The organism is Nonomuraea rosea, from assembly GCF_039539705.1.
Taxonomy (GTDB): Bacteria; Actinomycetota; Actinomycetes; order Streptosporangiales; family Streptosporangiaceae; genus Nonomuraea; species Nonomuraea rosea.
The window spans coordinates 756,489-773,805 of sequence record NZ_BAABDQ010000003.1 but is presented as its reverse complement, the minus strand read 5'-3'; the positions used below and the strand labels follow the sequence as shown (position 1 = coordinate 773,805).

Annotated in this window: 7 protein-coding genes; 6 read left to right on the top strand and 1 reads right to left on the bottom strand. The window is 66.2% G+C overall.

Annotated features, from left to right (window positions below; all coding sequences use genetic code 11):
- The first annotated feature begins 304 nt into the window (after positions 1 to 304).
- Positions 305 to 502: a hypothetical protein gene (locus ABEA43_RS10930; protein WP_345560778.1), complete on the top strand. Its 198-nt coding sequence runs from the start codon at positions 305 to 307 to the stop codon at positions 500 to 502.
- A gap of 21 nt (positions 503 to 523) precedes the next feature.
- On the opposite strand, the gene ABEA43_RS10925 is transcribed toward ABEA43_RS10930, so the two are convergent.
- Complete coding sequence (locus ABEA43_RS10925) at positions 524 to 2,416, bottom strand: N-6 DNA methylase (protein ID WP_345560777.1); 1,893 nt, start codon at positions 2,414 to 2,416, stop codon at positions 524 to 526.
- 135 nt (positions 2,417 to 2,551) lie between these two features.
- On the opposite strand from ABEA43_RS10925, the gene ABEA43_RS10920 reads away from it, so the two are divergent.
- From ABEA43_RS10920 to ABEA43_RS10900, 5 genes are all read left to right on the top strand, one after another.
- Complete coding sequence (locus ABEA43_RS10920) at positions 2,552 to 4,228, top strand: PD-(D/E)XK nuclease family protein (RefSeq protein ID WP_345560776.1); 1,677 nt, start codon at positions 2,552 to 2,554, stop codon at positions 4,226 to 4,228.
- A 19-nt stretch (positions 4,229 to 4,247) separates the two neighbouring features.
- Positions 4,248 to 5,363: a restriction endonuclease-related protein gene (locus ABEA43_RS10915; RefSeq protein WP_345560775.1), complete on the top strand. Its 1,116-nt coding sequence runs from the start codon at positions 4,248 to 4,250 to the stop codon at positions 5,361 to 5,363.
- On the top strand, positions 5,360 to 8,578 hold the full coding sequence (locus ABEA43_RS10910; RefSeq protein WP_345560774.1) for a hypothetical protein: 3,219 nt from the start codon (positions 5,360 to 5,362) through the stop codon (positions 8,576 to 8,578). Before ABEA43_RS10915 ends, ABEA43_RS10910 begins: the two co-directional genes overlap by 4 nt.
- Positions 8,565 to 11,021 carry an RNaseH domain-containing protein gene (locus tag ABEA43_RS10905; RefSeq protein WP_345560773.1) on the top strand — a complete coding sequence of 819 codons (2,457 nt, stop codon included), beginning with the start codon at positions 8,565 to 8,567 and terminating at the stop codon, positions 11,019 to 11,021. The genes ABEA43_RS10910 and ABEA43_RS10905 overlap by 14 nt, the downstream gene beginning before the upstream one ends.
- 118 nt (positions 11,022 to 11,139) lie before the next feature.
- Positions 11,140 to 17,316: a protein kinase domain-containing protein gene (locus tag ABEA43_RS10900; RefSeq protein ID WP_345560771.1), complete on the top strand. Its 6,177-nt coding sequence runs from the start codon at positions 11,140 to 11,142 to the stop codon at positions 17,314 to 17,316.
- Position 17,317: the final 1 nt, after the last annotated feature.

Genomic DNA, 17,317 nt, shown 5'->3' with positions numbered 1-17,317 from the left:
GAAATCTTCGAAGTCGTGTTACTACACTCTCGGGCCTTCGTGACGCCCCGGAGCTCTCTGCAAGCCATCTACCAGCAGATTCTCCCAGCCCAGTCTCCACGTGTGACTACGAACTGCGGAACCCGGGCAGAAGGATCTCGACAATTGGGACCTCGTTCTCACATGCGATCACACGGTCCGAACCACATCCCCCCGCACCCACGGCAGCCCACCCTCATACCAGGCCGTCGTCGAGTGCGGCGCATGCAATGCGCGCCGGGGCGTGGTTCAGGCAGTTCGAGTCGGACCGACCTCACCCCCACCCGTGGACCTTGAAGATCAGGCCCGAAAGGATCAGCTGGCGAAGGAGATCCAGGCAACCAGGGGCAATCTGGAGCGACAGCGCAAGGCGGTGGAGGCCACAGAGCGCAAGATCTGCGAGCTTGCCGCAGAGCTCGAAGAACCGGAGGCCGGCCCCCTGAAGCGCGATGGCCATGCGGCAGCGGCCAGCGATGAACTATAAAGTGACCATCGCAATCACCACTCACATTTCAGAGGTTTTCCGGCCCCCAGAATCAGGTAGATGACCTTCAACGAGGCCATCTACCATCATCCGTGCCAGCGCCTCTCCCTTCGCCGCCACAGTGTGAAGGCTCGCTCGGAGTTCCTCCGCCCTCTGGAAAAGAGTTCCGTACACCCGTTGATCCGCGAGCGTCGGCAGTCTGGCACTCACCGCCCGCCGAAGATCTCTTCTGACTCCCGTCGATGATCCGCCCGCTGGCGAGTGATTGTGCACGCTCCTCAGGAAGCCCGCCAGGAAGTGTGGGTCAGCGACTTGCCGATTCACTTTGATCAACTGTTGAGGCGAGGCGATGGAAGCCCGCTGATCCAGCACTTGGACGTCCAATCGTTCACCGCCGAGCGAGACGACAAGGTCTCCTGGTTCACCCCAGATCTCCTCTGCCTTTCCAGGGCGTCCAACCGTGAGCGCCCCGACATTGGCCAGGTCCGCGATCGTCGTCAGGGAGAAGGCTGTCCTAGAGGGCAGAACCTCGAAGTTCGTGGGAAGCAACTCGTGCATCTGCCGTAGTTGCTCCTCGATCTCCGCGACGAGCGAGAGCAGGTCACTTGGTTTCACCACCGTGGAGACAAGGTGGCGCGTGGGTGTCACGTCCGTTTCGTCGTCGAGTAGATCAAGGAGAGGCACGACGCAACCATCAGGTTGGCTGGCATCGGGATCACGCTGATACCGCTCCCACATTGCCACGATCGATTCGATCTCTGCTTCACTCCCGACCTCGGAGAACAGCACGGTCGGATCAAGCCTGCTTGACGGCGCCGGTCGTCTCAGCAGCCACAGGTGCGCCGGAATCCCCGCCGTAGACGCGATCGATGATGGAACCCCGATTACGGCCCGCAAGGCACCTCTGCGGATGAGCTCAGCCCGGATCCTGCGACCGGATCTCCGACTGGCCGCGGTCACCGGCATGAGGACGACCACCCTGCCACCTGGCTTCACGTGGGCGAGTGCGTGCTGCACCCAGGCAAGCTCGGATTCCATCCGTGGCGGCAGGCCGTACTCCCAGCGCGAATCGGCGGCCAGCTCGTCATGACCCCAGTCCCTCTCGTTGAAGGGTGGATTGCAGACAACCGCGTCCACCAAGTCGCCGGAGAAGGCATCGGCTCGAAGAGCGTCCCCGGGTAGCACTCGCCTCTGGTCCGTTATCAGTGCGAGCCGCACAGCGGCCAACTGCGCAAGATCCGAGTCGAGTTCTTGACCGAGCAGCTGCCTTCCGGGGGCGTTCGCCGCCACGAGCAACGTGCCGGTTCCGCACGCAGGGTCCAGGACGGTCCTAGAGTCCTTCCCCACGAGGCTCACCATAAGAGTTGCGAGCGCACTCGGGCTGGCTGCGAAGCTTCGCTGGTGAGCCTCAAGGAAGCGGGTCGCGAAGAACTCGAACAGTCGGGCTTCGCCTTCCACCGCGGCCAGGTCGGCTACGGCGCGTAGGAGCGAGGCTGTTCCCGACGGGAGAGACTCGGGGAACCCAGCCCGTCCTTCCGCAGACCTGCGAATCTCACGGGCGACCGCAATCTCCAGGGCTTCATCGGGTAGCGCCGCCAAACGCGGCCACTCCCCCACTTTGATGTGACGGAGAAACAACCCGGTCGCGGTCAGTACCTGCGACAGCCGTAGATCATCACCCAGGGTTTTCAGCTCCTGCCAGACCCGCCCTTCGGCGGAGAGTCGGACCTTGGGTTTGTTGACTCGGAGCCAGTTCTCGATCTGGTCTAGCGAGAACAAAGGGCTTGCCGTGGTCCCCCCGACAGGCTGAGGGAAGTCCTCATACCGCCGACGCCAGTTGCTCACTACAGCCCGGTCGATATTAGCCAATCGGGCTATTTCTGCACTGGTTGCAACCGCTTCGCTACCCACCATGACCTCCTGGTTTACGCGACAACAGCACCCTACCCACAATGACTAGTTCGCGTCGAGCACGCCCTCATGACTTGTTCGCACAGCAAACATGCGCTCTACTTGTGTGCATCGCTCGATGCATCCCTGGGAGGGGTCATGGACTGGAGCATGTTCGACGGCGATCCCGAGGTCATCCGCCTCTCGGCCAGCCTCTTCGATCGTCGCGACACCGACTGCCGCGACTTTGCCGCGATCAAGGCACGCCCCCGAATGTGGCCCAAGCACTCCGAGAGGCGCCGCTACGCGCCGTGGGAGGACTTCCCTCTCGGGCGAGTCATGGCTGTGCTCGACGCGGTGGAGTTCGACGGCGACGACCTCGACGAGGCGCTCGACAAGACCCTCAGCGGAGGGCAGAGCACAGTTCATCCGGGTGTCGCAGAGTGGGTGCGACACGCCTGTGTGACCTACATTGACGTGGCCGACTCGTTCACCGGGGTGCGCCCGGTGCGCAGCCCTCGCATCGTTCAGGGTCGCTCTTCCGTTGCCCAGTTCCGGGCCATGACTGCTTGGGGCCGCTGGTACGAGTCGGAGGACGGCGCCCGGGTGGAGTTCCGCCGGCTCCGTATGGGCCGCCCCTTCGGTGCCCCCGACCAGCTCTCCACGATGGCGATGGCGTTCGTGGCGGGCTTCGGCAGACCGGCAAAGAGCCATCGCGATCTGTACACCTCCATTCCCGTCCCGGTGGTCAATGAGCATCCACTGCCACAGCGGATCCGGGTGATCGAGGTCGGGCTCACCACGGGAACGGACAAGGTGCTCGTGGACTCGAGCCCGGCAGAGATCCGCCACGAATACAAGATCGCCGTGCCTCCCGCAGCCGCTCGGTTGCTCAGCGGCGGCCACCGCGCGCCTGGGCAGGACTGCGCCGATTGTAAGGCGAGAGTGTCCTGTGACTCGCTGCCCGTCGCCCCTGGATTGCTGGGCCTGGACGATCGCGGAACACACCGCCGTACCTGGTCGATCACGACCTCGCGCTACTACGAGGTTTGCCCCGCTCAGGCGCACCTGCGTGACGTGCGGTTGCCCTCGGAGTGGAATTCGAGCGATGCGGTGCAACGCGGACGCGACGTCCACAGGTGGCTGGAGATCGCGCACCTCCGGGGCGTCCCTTGCACGGAAGCGGATCTCCCTGCGGACTGTGCTGAGGAGTTGATGAGTCAGGATGCCTATCGGCAGGCTCGGCCGTACCTGCTTCAGCATCTCAAGGTGTGTCCGCTCCGAGGCCCCGGAGTGCTCACCGAGATCCGGCCGGAGCCCAAGATCGCTGCCTACGATCCAGCGGCGGACGTCGTCGTCCTGGCCAACCCCGACCTGCTCCGCCGGGTGAATGGCCGGTTGGTCTACCGGGAGCAGAAGACCTCCGCAGCTCCTGCCGGAATCACCGCGGAGAACGCCCTGTCTGTCGTTCCGCAGCTCGCGCTGGCCGTCTGCCTGATCTCCGCTGGAGTATTCGGCGAGGCCGATGGACTGGTCGAACTGGAACAGCTCCACCCCGACTCTGCCGAGCCCGTCCTGGAGTTCGACATCGCCAAGCCGGAGATCGTCGCAGCGGCGCGGGCGATCATCCACCAGCGTGCCCGCGCCTGGCACGGCGACATCACATTCCGAGCGAGTCCGGGCTGGTGGTGCAGGTCTTGTCCGGTATCGCGGTGGTGCTCGTCCGCCGTTACCGACGGCGACGCCGCCTTTGATCCGGCCACGGGCGAGATCCGCACTGCGGCGATCGCTGATCTGATCGCCGAACCTGAGATCGACGACGAGCCCCCCTTCTGATCGAGAGGAGTGCAGCCAGATGACCACCACACCCACCGCGCTGGCACGCCCGGTAACCGCCGCCATCCGTGCGGGCTATGCATGGAGCGTCCGCCGTGAGAAACAGCAGGCGTGGCTGGAGATCGCGCGGATGACCGGCGTCATCATGCGCCACTTCGGGCCTGGCCAGGGGCCGGTCGCTCCGGCCGAGCTCGTCAATCTGCTCCATCAGCCGCTGGGCACGTGGCTGCCCACCGATGATCCCGCGCTTGCCGGGCTTGTCATCCTCGGAGACGACGGCCAACTCACCGACGACACCTACGGGATCGGCTGCGACTACACCGTCGACCTCCTCGCTGGGCAGGAGGACCCTGGGCGCACATGGCTCCCGAGGTGGCGGACACACCGAGCGGAGCAGGTCGAGCAGGAGGCGTTCAAGCGCCTGGTCTCAGGATCGGACGAGGACTACACCACCGGACGCAGGTTTCTGGTGGAGAATCCCGCCGGAGCCCAGGATGCCATCCTCGATCGGCAGACCGCCCTGGGGCTCCCTCCGCTCGTCGAATTCTCGCCGATCCCGCAGGATCGTCAGTGGCAGGGACGCTGGTGGCCCTGCCCCACCTGCAAGTGGCCGATGGCGGTCTCAACATCGGGTCATGTCAGCTGCCGCTTCCGTCCGCACCAGGCCACCTACACGTTGCTGAACGGTGCTGGGCGTTCTCCTCGGCTCCAGCCCGATGACGGCGCACCATCCGCTGGAAGGGCCCGGCTGGTGGACGGAGCGGTCTGCGTCGCAGAGTCGATCTGGCGGTATGTCGTCGTCCCCGGCGTCGTGGAGATCCGGCTGCACGACCGGATCAACGCTCTCCCTGGCATCACCGCCCACCTCTACCCGGGCAAGGACCGCTTTGATATCGGCGTCCGGAAGGCCTCGGAGCAGGAATGGCTGTTCACCCTCGATGTCAAGGACTTCGCCTCACCCGTGGCGCTCGCCGCGAAGATCAACGAAAGACCGATTTCGGCCGGGCACCTCGTGATCCCGGACTACCGGCGCGACCAGCTCCTTGAGCTTGGCCGTCTGCTGCCGGCCGTCAAGGTCGTCACCGAAACCCAGATCTACAGGCGCATCAGCCGTATGGCGAAGGAGGAGCAGTGAGTCCGTCGAAACGACGTAACAGGCCCTTGGTGGTGTCCTGTGCGTTCGCCCTCTCCGAGGCGTATTTCGGCTCTTGCGCGCCTGCCCTGGCTCAGTTGCTGCTCACCGGCAGAGTTGATATCTGGTCCGCCTACTGGGGCCTGGACGAGCTGGACCGCCAGCGGGTCGGCGATCTGCTCCGCCATCGTGGAGACGACCTCGCCAGCATCGAGGTGTTCAACAAGGCCGTTCGCGAGCTCGGCGGCGCGGGAGAGCTGGAAGGCTACCGCCTCGTCGAGGCAACTGTCAGTGCGATCCACGGCCTGCCTCCACGGGATCACGCCGACCGTCTGCTCGCCCAGCTTGCGGACCTCCGGAACCGGCCCATGCTGCCCATAGCCAAGCCCGGCCGATATCTCACGACTCTGCGGACGACCCGCGTTGGTGACGGTCCCGCGCTGGCGGAGGCGTCGTTCGATCTCACCGATCTGCGGCCTCACCGATCCGTTCCGCTCTCGGTCCGAACTGCCCCTCACGTCGAGGCTGTCGATATCTCGGTGGACGACCTTCGCAAGATGGCGGGCCGCATAGACGCCGCTCGCGGCGAGAGCCACCGTCAGGACCGCATGGACGCGGTCTTCACGAACCTGCTCTCCGCGGACGGCAAACCGGTGACCGACACGCTCAGAGTCAGGTCCGGGGGCGTCATCCAGTCGCTGCTGGCTCCCACGGGTTTCGGCAAGAGCATCCTGCTGGAGGTTGTCGGCGCTCTCGCGGCGGAGAAGAGTCTGTCTGTCGCTCTGGTCGTACCTTCCCGCGTCAACGCCCTCACCCTCGCCCATCAGATCGAGACGAACCTGACCCTCCTGGGAATCGACGGATCCTGTGCGCCGCTGGTTTCTCCGCGTGGTGTGATGAAGGACGCCGAGAAGATCGCGAAGCTGGGTGGAGCCTTCGCCGACTGGGTGTACGAGCGGCTTTCGTACGGCTGCGCCCTGTCGGCCGCGACGGAGACCGAGGAGAGTGTCGACGCCTGGGCGCCCGGCCGGGAACCCTGCCGCGATCTTCGATTCCGGCATCGTCACGGGCGCAGGTATGCCTGCCCATGGCGAGACACGTGTGGCAAGTTCCGTCTCTCGCGGGACGCCGTCACGGCGGATGTGGTCGTGACGGCACACGCCACCTTCAGCTCCGGCATCATGCACGTCCCGCTCGACAGCGGTCACGAGACGAGCGACCAGCTGGCTGTCGAGGGGTTCCTGATGCGGCGCTGCCAGCTCATCGTCATCGACGAGGTGGACCAGTTCCAGCGTTCCGTCATCGGCAAGAGCGCCCGGCATCTGGAACTGGCCAAGGGGCGTAGAAGTACTCCGATTCATCGGCTCGACGACGAGTTCCGGAACATCTTCGGTCACGTCCTCCCGGAGTCCGACGGAGAGGTCCGGGCCATCCTCTCCGATCTGCGGCTTCTCTCCGAGAACTACATCGCCAACCTGACCAAGGGCTGGATGCCGCCGGTGCGCCAAACCAAGCGGAGTTACCGGACGGATCACTGGCTCGTTCCCCGGGGGAACGACGCATGGATCACCGCCCGCCTCCTCGGGCTGCCCGATAAGGGACGGCCCGTCACCCAAGACGAGGTCGAAGGACTGCACGCCCTCTTCGGCGGACCCGACGCCCGCCCGGTGGCAGCATTGCCACTCGCCAACCTCGGCGAAGAAGCCGCAGCCGGGGCCCGTACGCGCATCACCGCGTCTCTGATCGCGATCTCAGGAGGCTGCCGCGTGGGCATCCTCATGGAGCACAAGACGGCACTCAGCGAGGCGCTCCAGAGCGTCGTCACCGATGAGTCGCTCCGAGGAAGGCTGGTCGACCGCCTTATCCGGCGTGCCCACCTGGAGCCGCTTCGGCGCAAGCTCTCCGAGCTCTTCTATCACACTCCGCATCTGGGATCCCTGGGTGCGGAGGCCGCGGAAACCGTGGCGGAAGCTCTGGGCGGGTTCACCCGCTGGGACGCCATGCCGGCGAGCCCCCTCGGCCGCCTGTTCTTCGCCTTCAAGGAGCGATTCGACGCCGACAACCCGGAGCAGTCCGCTCTGTCGGTGGCAGCCTTCGGCGGCGACCCGCACGGGTACGTCCGCTATCTGGGAGAGCTGACCGCCCGGGGACACGCCAGGATGCCGCGCGCAGTGCTCGGCCTGTCGGCCACCAGCTTCTTTCCCGGAGCCCCGCATCACCACGTGCTGACCGAGCCGACCTGGTTCGTGCCCGACACCGACTCCTCGGGTGTCACCATCCACGACGCCCGCGTCTACACCACCGAAACGGCCGTACGGATCTCGGGCGTCCAGGGACGGCAACGCGAGCTCAACCTCTCGGAGATCGGGGAAGGGCTCTACCGGCTCAAGCTCGGCAACCGGCTCCGCGACCTCAGGGATCAGCGTGTTTCACGCGGAACTCCGGGACGCGACCGCATCCTGGTCGCCACGACGTCGTACGACAGCGTGCTGACCCTCGCCGAGGGCATGATTCGCGCCGGTGCCCCGCACGGCAGCCTCTGTCTCCTTTCCAGAAGCAACCGGGAGTTCGCCGTCCGGGATCCCCGTTGGCACGTACTTTCGGCGGACCAAGTGGAGCAGTTCCCCGCGACCGGCGCCGACATTCTCATCGCACCGCTAGCCGTGGTGGAACGCGGCGCGAACATTCTGGACGGCGGCGTGTCGGCGCTCGGGGCGATCTACATGGTCGTCCGCCCCGTCCCCATCCTCGACGAGCCGGCTGAACTTCTCGCGCACATCAGTCACCGCCTCTGGGCCGACACTCTCGGGTCCGAGCCGGACAGCCGCGACGCGCTCGCTCGGCTGGAGGAACGGATGAAGCAGGCCGGCCTTCACTTCGACGAGATCGTACGTTCGGCACAGTACTTCCGAGCCCTGCCCGAGTGGGTCCAGCTCGGCATCGTCGCCGAAATCATGATCGGGCTCATTCAGCTCGTCGGCCGCGCCCGCCGAGGCGGCACACCCGGCGAGGTCTATCTCGTGGACGACGCTTTCTTCGACGCCGCTGGCCGCTCCGACCTGCCGCATCTGATCGGCCGGATCCGGGACACCTGGGAGAGCACCGGGCAACTCGACCGGCTCCTCAACCTCTACGGACCGACCCTCCAGTCCTTCTTCGAGTTCGCGGGCCGGATGATCCGCACCACTTCCACGGAGACCCCCGATGATGATCACTAGTGCTTTCCGCATCCCGCGCAGTCTGCTCGGTGAGGTCTGCGCGTATCCCCTTACCCCTGAGTTGATGGCGGCCTTCGACCAGATCAGCGACAGATGGCGAAGGCAGGCCAACAACGAACACGCAAGCGCGCCGTACAAATCGCTCGCGACTGCCCTGTCGGCGGTTACCGGCCGTCCCGTCATCATCCTCCCCGGCGCGCGCACCTACTCCGAACCACACTGGCTGATCACGACCGTGCCCATCGATCCTGCGACCCTCCGCCGGGCCACCAGAGTGTGGGAACGCCTGGCTCGCGATGGCCAGGACACCAACATCATGGGGCCGCTGCTCAGCTTGATCACGCCGCAGATGCTCCGAGTGGCCGACGACGTCGATCAGACCGTCCCCAGCCGTGTGACGGCATCCAACTGGGTCTACCGGGTACTGCGGTGGAATCTGGCCCAGGCGCTGACACGGACGCCCGTCCAGTTCGACGAACGTGGCGTACGGTTCCGGCTGGACAGCGACGGCAGCATGGTCGCCTGGGACGACCCGATCACCCTCACCCTGCGAGGCGGAGAGCAGTCCCGGGGCATCATCAAGATCTCGTTTGACGTGAAGACCCTGCCCGGCGTGAGCGATCTCGTCTGCATTCCGACGATCAGCTTCACTCGGCTGGTCAACGACTTCCGGAAAGTAAAGTCGGCCTGGATCGACCACGGCCGCGTGCCCGGCGAGTCGGTGCTGCTCCGCCTCCCCATAGTCACGAAGAAGATCGACGGTGAGTGGGCCCACCTCTGCCGGGACTTCAGCGGCCCTGTGGTCGAGGCATGCGGGCTGTCACCGATTCCCTGGGGCGAAGACGTGCTCACCGAGCATCCGGACCTGGTCCGCGCGTGGCGCGGGGTCAACTGGGGCCACCCGCTCGGCGTGGGTGTCGGCCCCAGGACCTACCTACGGTTCATCGAGCACGCGGCCACACTTCCGGACGTTGAACCGTTGACCTACAATCACACCGCGATCAAGGTCCTCAAGACCGCCAAGAAGACCACGATCAACGCGGACGCCCTGGACTCCGCCGTCCGAGCAGCCGGGTACGAGCGTCTGCGGGTCGTCCATCTCTCGGCTTTCTCGGCGACCCGAGAGCGAGTACGGCACGCGCTCCACGACTACCGGGCACTCCCGTCCGAGGTGGGGCTCGTCCACCGGCTGACCGGGGCGTCGGACTTCGTCGCTTACAACGTACCGGAGCTGCTGCGGCATGGCCAGGTCGACCGTTCCGAGCTGCTCAATCCGGCACCACTGCTCAAGGCTGAGCCGGGCACGCTCGTCCTCGCGCTGGTCGACACGGCACACGAGTCCGGTAAGAAGGTCGATGACGACGCGAAGCTACCGATCCGACGGGCGCTCGCCAAAATGGACATTCCAAGCCAGTTCATCGCCGTGCCTCCCGGTTCCGACGGCACCTCCGCGAAGGAGGTCGACTACCCGGTAGTCACGGCGGTCCGGGATCTCCTCCGTGCGGGTGGCCTCACCGACAGGCGCCTCGCCGAGGCAATCAGCCTGCAGCCGCATCCGCTGGAGCGCGACATGTGGCTGGTGGGCGTTCATGTCCGCATCCAGAACACGATCAAGAACGGCAACGGATCAAACGGCCGCCCCTTGTTGGTGACCACGATGGTGGCCGTGCACGCCCGCCACGATCACGACACGCCTTGGGATCTACGCCTGTACGTGACGGGCCAGGGCTGGGTCCAGCACGCGACGGGCCTGACCGCGTTCCACGCGGGCCCCATCGGCTCTCCCATCGAGAACCGGCAGCAGTCCTTCGCCAAGCTCCGCGGCTTCGTGGACAACGCACTGGGGGAACTGCCCAGCGGCGATCCCGTCGTTGTGATCACCGACGCCGACGAAACGCGGCGGGTCTGGACCGGGCTCAGCGATGGCAAGCTCCGCCAAGGAGTGCTGCCAGGTGACGGCCTCGCCCATCGCGACGACATCACCGTGGTTCGGGTGGGAACAGGGGATGACGCAGTTCCCCGCCCGGTCACGTTCACCGACGGCAAGCAGTCCGCAGACCCCGAGAAGCCCACCTCGCCCAGAAACAGGATCTACGAGCTCTGCGGCGACGACGGTACTCGCAGCTGGGTCCTCGGCCATGCCTCCCGCCTGTTCAACGAAGGCAGCAAGGGGCGGGTAGGAGCCGACTTCACGCGATTCAACCTGTCGGCCAAGCGAGGGAGAGAGCAGGGCAACGACTGGCATGCCTTCACAGGCACAGAGTTCATCGTGGCCCGGCCTGGCCTCCTCGGAGAAGAAGAGGCCGTCGCTGTGACAGCGCGTCTATGCGCCCAGCCGTTGTCCTGGGACGCGCAGACAAGACGGCCAGTTCCGCTCCACCTCGCCAACATTGCCGACGAGGATCACCCCGGCTATCGAAAGGAAATCGACGAATCCTGTTGACATCGCTAACACTGACGATCTTTCTTAGCCTAGTTGTCAACGGGTACGCTGACGTGGTTCGGGGTTGCATCACAGTTCAGCGTGGGAATTCTAGATATCACCGATGCGAGGAGTTGACGTGAGCCTGGACGTGGTGGCCGAACGGTTCCGCCTGCTGGGGGCCATCGGCAAGGGGAACATGGGCGAGGTTCACCGTGCCGAGGATCTGGAGGCCGCCGGTCACCTGGTCGCGATGAAGCTGATCCTGCGCAGTCCGCGGCTGGAGCCCAAGGCGGTCGAGAGGTTCGCTCGCGAGGTGCGCATCATGCGCAGGCTCGACCACCTCAATCTCCCCCGCACCATCGCCGGTGGTGTCGCCTCGGGCGGCCAGCCGTACCTCGCCATGGAGCTGATCGACGGGCGCACGCTCGGCGAACTGGTCGCCGAGCAGCCTCAGCTGCCCATCTCCTGGGCTGCCGCGCTGGGGGCTCAGATAGCCAACGGACTGTCGGCCGCACATCTGGCCGGTGTCATCCACCGCGACCTCAAACCGTCCAACGTGATGATCGCCCGCGGTGGCGTCGTCAAGGTCCTCGACTTCGGGATGGGCCGCATCCTCGACGACATCGAGAGCGCCAGAGTGACCAGTACCGGCATGACGGTCGGCACCGCCCGCTACATGGCTCCGGAGCAGTTCCAGGATTCGGCGGTCACACAGGCAGCGGACCTTTACGCCCTCGGATGCGTCCTGTTCGAGCTCCTGACCGGAGTTCCGCCCTTCCACAGCGAGTCCGCCTTCGAGCTGGGGCACAAGCACCAGAACGAAACCCCGCCCCCGGTACGACTGCTTCGTTCGGACGTCCCTGACCGCATGGCCAGGCTCATCGACCGGTTGCTGGCCAAGGATCCGGCCGAACGCCCTGCCGACGCCGTAGCCGTACGCGACACCCTGTCGCCCTTCGCCGCAGGCGAGGAGCGCGTCACCGGTTGGGAGGAGTTCAACCCCGTCCTCGACCTGCGCGTTATCGCCGTGCCCGAACCGGCTGTCGAGCCAGTGCGAACCATGCTCACCTCGGGCATGGATGTGTTCGACGTGCACCGGCGGCTCATCGAGGACTACCGGGACTTCACCCAGGGCGGCACGATCATCCGTGACGAGCGGATCGCCGCCTTCGTCGAGGACGACCTGGACGCCAAATCCCAGTGGCCCGACCCGTGGTTGTCGCTCAACCCGTTCTTCGCCTCCGGTGGCACCGTGCTCGAGCTCGCCACCGAGGGTGTACTCGACGACGAATGCGCGCGGATCTTCCAGTCCGGCAAGACGGAGGACAGCCGGGTGTGCGATGGACGCCCGCTCACCCTCCACCGCCACCAGCGTGAGGCGATCGACCTCGCGCAGCGGGGCGAGTCCTACGTCCTGACGACCGGCACCGGTTCGGGTAAGTCCCTCTCCTACATCGTGCCCATCGTCGACAAGGTGCTCCGCGACCGTGAACGAGAGGGCGCCGCGGCTCGCAAGCGCGTCCGCGCGATCATCGTGTACCCGATGAACGCCCTGGCCAACAGCCAGCGCGAGGAGCTCAGAAAGTACCTGATCTTCGGGTACGGCGAGGGCAACGAGCGGGTCACCTTCCGTCGATACACCGGCCAGGAGACCGAGGACGAGAAGAAGGAGATCCGCGACAATCCGCCGGACATCCTGCTCACCAACTACGTGATGCTGGAACTGATGCTCACGCGGCCGGAGGATCGCCGCTCGCTGATCAAGATGGCGAGCGGTCTGGAGTTCCTCGTCTTCGACGAGCTTCACACCTACCGGGGCCGTCAGGGCGCCGATGTGGCGTTGCTCATCCGCCGGGTGCGCGAAGCCTGCAAGGCCGAACGGCTGCAGTGCATCGGCACGTCCGCCACCATGTCCAGCGAGGGCACGGCGGAGGCGCGGCGCAAGGCCGTCGCTGGGGTGGCCACCACCCTGTTCGGCCTTCCAATCGACCCCGGCAACGTCATCGGCGAAACCCTGGTGCGAGCCACCGAAGAGCCGCCCGACGTAGTGCCCATCGAGCGTATAAAGGCGCCGGGGGCGCCACGCGCCTACGGCGACCTGGTGAAGGATCCGCTCGCCCGGTGGATCGAGACCCGTTTCGGGCTCACCACCGACGAGACCCGACGGCTGGTGCGCCAAAAGCCGGCCAAGATCGAGGAAGCGGCCGAGGAACTTGGCCTGGCCAGCGGGCTGCCCGAGACGGTGTGTGCCCAGGCAATCCGCCAGACGCTGAAGGCCGGCTCCGAGGCCAGGAACCCCGTCACCGACCGGCCGTTGTTCGCCTTCCGGCTGCACCAGTTCCTGTCCAAGGGCGACACCGTCTACGTCACCATCGAGGAGCCGCTGACCCGCCCGCTGACCCGGGACTACCAGCTGATCCAACCTGGCTCGGGCGGCAAACTCCTGCTGCCGCTAGCCTTCTGCCGCGAGTGCGGGCAGGAGTACCTCACGGTCTGGCGTACCGAGAAGGGCGGCCAGATCCTGTACGGCTCCCGCCCGGACACCGCCGCCACCGGCGGCCGGGCTGGTGACGGTTACCTCTACATCGACACCGACCGGCCATGGCCGCCCACAGCCGAGCAGGCCATGGGCGACCGGCGGCTGCCCGAGTCTTGGCTGGAGTTCGACGATCAGGGAAACCAGGTGGTCCGCACCGCCTTCCGGGAGCGGCTGCCCAGCGCCATCACCGTCGACCCCTACGGGGTCGAGGGCCGCGGTGACCTGCAGGCCGCCTTCATCCCTTCCCCGTTCCTCTTCTGCCTGCACTGCGGCGTGAGCTACGAACAGACCAGGGGGAAGGACTTCGCCAAGCTGGCCCGGCTCGATCAGGAGGGGCGTTCCTCGGCGACCTCGCTCGTGTCCGCCTCGATCGTCCGCTCGTTGAAGGAGGCGCCCCCCGAGGCGCTCAAGAAGGAAGCTCGGAAACTTCTCACCTTCGTCGACAACCGGCAGGACGCTTCCCTGCAGGCCGGTCACTTCAACGACTTCGTCCAAATCACCCAGCTGCGCAGCGCGCTCTACCATGCCGCGGTAGAGGCGGGCCAGGACGGCATCAGTCACGAGGATCTCGCCGCCCTGGTCGCGGGTGCCCTCGGGCTTGAGCTGGCCGACTACGCGGGAAGCTCGGACCTGTCGCCCTCGATGGCGCGCAATGCCGCCAGAACCCTGCGGGACGTGGTCGCCTTCCGTCTCTACCTTGACCTAGAGCGGGGCTGGCGCATCACCATGCCCAACCTGGAGCAGACTGGCCTCCTCGTGATCGATTATGCGGATCTCGACTGGATCGCCGCTAAAGAGGAGCGGTGGTCGGACAAACATGTCGAGCTGCGCGAGGCCGAACCAGGCCGCCGCGCCGAGATCATGCGAGCCCTGCTGGATGAGATGCGCCGAGCCCTGGCCATCGACGTCCAGTACTTTCGCGAGGACTTCGACACCCTCCAGCGGGCCAGCGAGGAGCGCCTCATCGACCCCTGGACGCTGTCTCCCGGCGACCGGCCTCAGGTAGGCACCGCCTATCCCCAGGGCTCCCGGCCGGGCATCGACCGTTCCGGCTTGTTCGTGTCCGGGCGCGGCAAATTCGGCAAGTACCTCAAGCGCGAGCACTTCAAGGGGCTGCCGCACGAGGACGCCCAGCAGATCATCGTCGATCTGCTCAAGGTCTTGTCCAAGGCCAAGCTGGTGACGGAGATCGAAGCAGTCCCGCAGCGAGCGGGCCGTTACCGCCGAGCGACCGGCCCGGCCATCACGGGTTACCGCATCTCGGCCGCCTGCCTGATCTGGCGGGCCGGGACCGGCGAGACAGGTGTCCACGACCCGCTGACCCGCACCTACGCCAGCGGAGACGGCCCCCGGGTCAACACGTTCTTCCGCGACCTCTACCGCAGTACGGCCAGCGCGCTGGCGGGCATGTCCGCCCGCGAGCACACGGCCCAAGTCGCCCCCGAGGAACGGGAACGCCGTGAGGAGGCCTTCCGCAAGGCGGATCTCAAGCTGCTCTACTGCTCTCCCACGATGGAGTTGGGCGTCGACATCTCCGAACTCAACGCCGTCATGATGCGCAACGTGCCGCCCACGCCGGCCAATTACGCCCAGCGCAGCGGACGCGCGGGCCGGTCCGGCCAACCCGCGCTCGTCACCACGTACTGCGCGACCGGCAACAGCCACGACCAGTACTACTTCCGCCGCTCCGAGCGCATGGTCGCCGGAGCCGTCGTCCCACCGCGCCTCGACCTGGCCAATGAGGACCTCGTCCGCTCCCATATCCAGGCCATCTGGCTGGCGGAGGCCGGGCTGAAGCTGGGTCGCGCGATTCCCGAGGTCATCGACATCGGCTTCGACGAGAACAGCCGGCACCCCGATCCCTCCCTCCCCCTCCACGACCACATCTTCGACAAGTTGTCCGACCAGCGGACGCAGGCGAGCACAGTCGCGGCAGCCCGGAAGGTGTTCGGCGCGCTGCTCCCGGAGTTCGCGCAGACCACCTGGTGGCACGATCAGTGGATCGAGGAGAAGGTACGGCTGGCGCCCGAGCAGCTTGACCGCGACTTCGACCGCTGGCGCGACCTCTTCCGCGCAGCCTTGATCGACCAGGCCGAGCAGAACCGCCGCGTCCTGGACCACACGCTCTCCGAGCGCGACCGCAAGATCGCCGTGGGCCGCCGCCGGGAGGCTGAGACCCAGCTCAACCTCCTCAAGAACGAGAGCGTGGACAGCAGGTCGGTGCTGTCGGACTTCAACCCCTACCGCTACCTGGCCAGCGAGGGCTTCCTTCCCGGCTACTCCTTCCCGCGTCTGCCGCTGGCTGCCTACATCCCCACCACGGGACGACGTTTCGGGGACGGCGACTATCTGCAGCGACCTCGCTTCCTGGCGATCCGCGAGTTCGGCCCGGGTGCTCTGATCTACCACGAGGGTGCCCGCTACCAGGTCGAACGCATCCAGCTACCGCCCGACTCAACCGGTGACGTGGCCACAACCGAAGCCTGGCGCTGCCTGAGCTGCGGCTACCACCACGACGTCAGTGACAACGCCGACAAGTGCCGCATGTGCGACAGGCCCCTTACCGGCGAAGACAAGATCACTGGCCTGCTCCAGCTCCACACCGTCTACACCAAACGGCGGGAACGCATCTCCTCCGATGAGGAGGAACGGCGCAAGGCAGGGTTCAAGCTCGTCACCTCCTACCGCTTCCACGATCACGGGCAGCGCCCAGGTCGACGGGACGCGCTACTCTCCGATGCGGCCGGAGCACTCGCTACCCTCTCCTACGGCGACTCGGCGACGGTCCGCATCTCCAACATGGGCCGGGTGCGTGCCAAGGAGGATGAGCCCGCCGGCTTCTGGCTGGACCCTGCCGACGGCCGCTGGATGAACGAGCGCGACGCCTCCAATGCCTCCGGCGACTCAAGCGAGATGCCCGTCGTCGACACCGACGGCAACGAGAAACGCCGTAAGAAGCGGGTCATCCCCTTTGTTCAAGACCGGCGCAACATCCTGGTTCTGAAGCTCGAACAGCCGCTGGAGCTGCCGGTCGCGCTCTCCTTGATGTACGCGCTGGAACGTGGCATCGAGGCAGCCTTCGAACTGGAGGACTCCGAGCTCAACAGCGAGCTGCTGCCTCCGGACGAGGGTCCCCGCGATCGGATCCTGTTCACTGAGGCGGCAGAGGGCGGCGCCGGAGTGCTGCGACTTATGCAGGCCGAGTCCCAGGCGCTGGCCCGCGCCGCTGCCGAGGCGCTCGCGATCTGCCACTTCTCCCCCGATGGTACCGATCAGGGCGGCCCGCACCCTGACCGGCTCTGCGCCCTGGGCTGCTACGAGTGTCTGCTCACCTACGGCAACCAGGGCCACCACGGCGCGATCAATCGCCATGCCGTACGTGACCTGCTCCTGCGCTTCGCGTCAGCCGAAGCCGTCACCACGGGCCGTGGCGAGTCTCGGTCCGAGCAGTTGGCACGCCTGACCTCCCAGGCGGAGAGCAGCCTCGAAGGCGAGCTCATCATCTGGCTCAAGGACAGAGGACTGCGCTTGCCCGACGAGGCCCAGACCTTCATCACCGACGCGCTGGCCCGCCCCGACTACATCTACCGCTTGCCTGGCGCGAGCGTCGCGGTCTTCGTTGACGGCCCCGTGCACGATCACGCAGTGATCGCCGAGCGGGACTCCGACGCCGAGGAGCGGCTGTTTGACAAGGGCTGGGACGTCGTCCGTTTCCCCTACAACGGCGACTGGGCAGCCATCGCCGCACAGTTCACGCGCTATTTCGGCGGCTGAG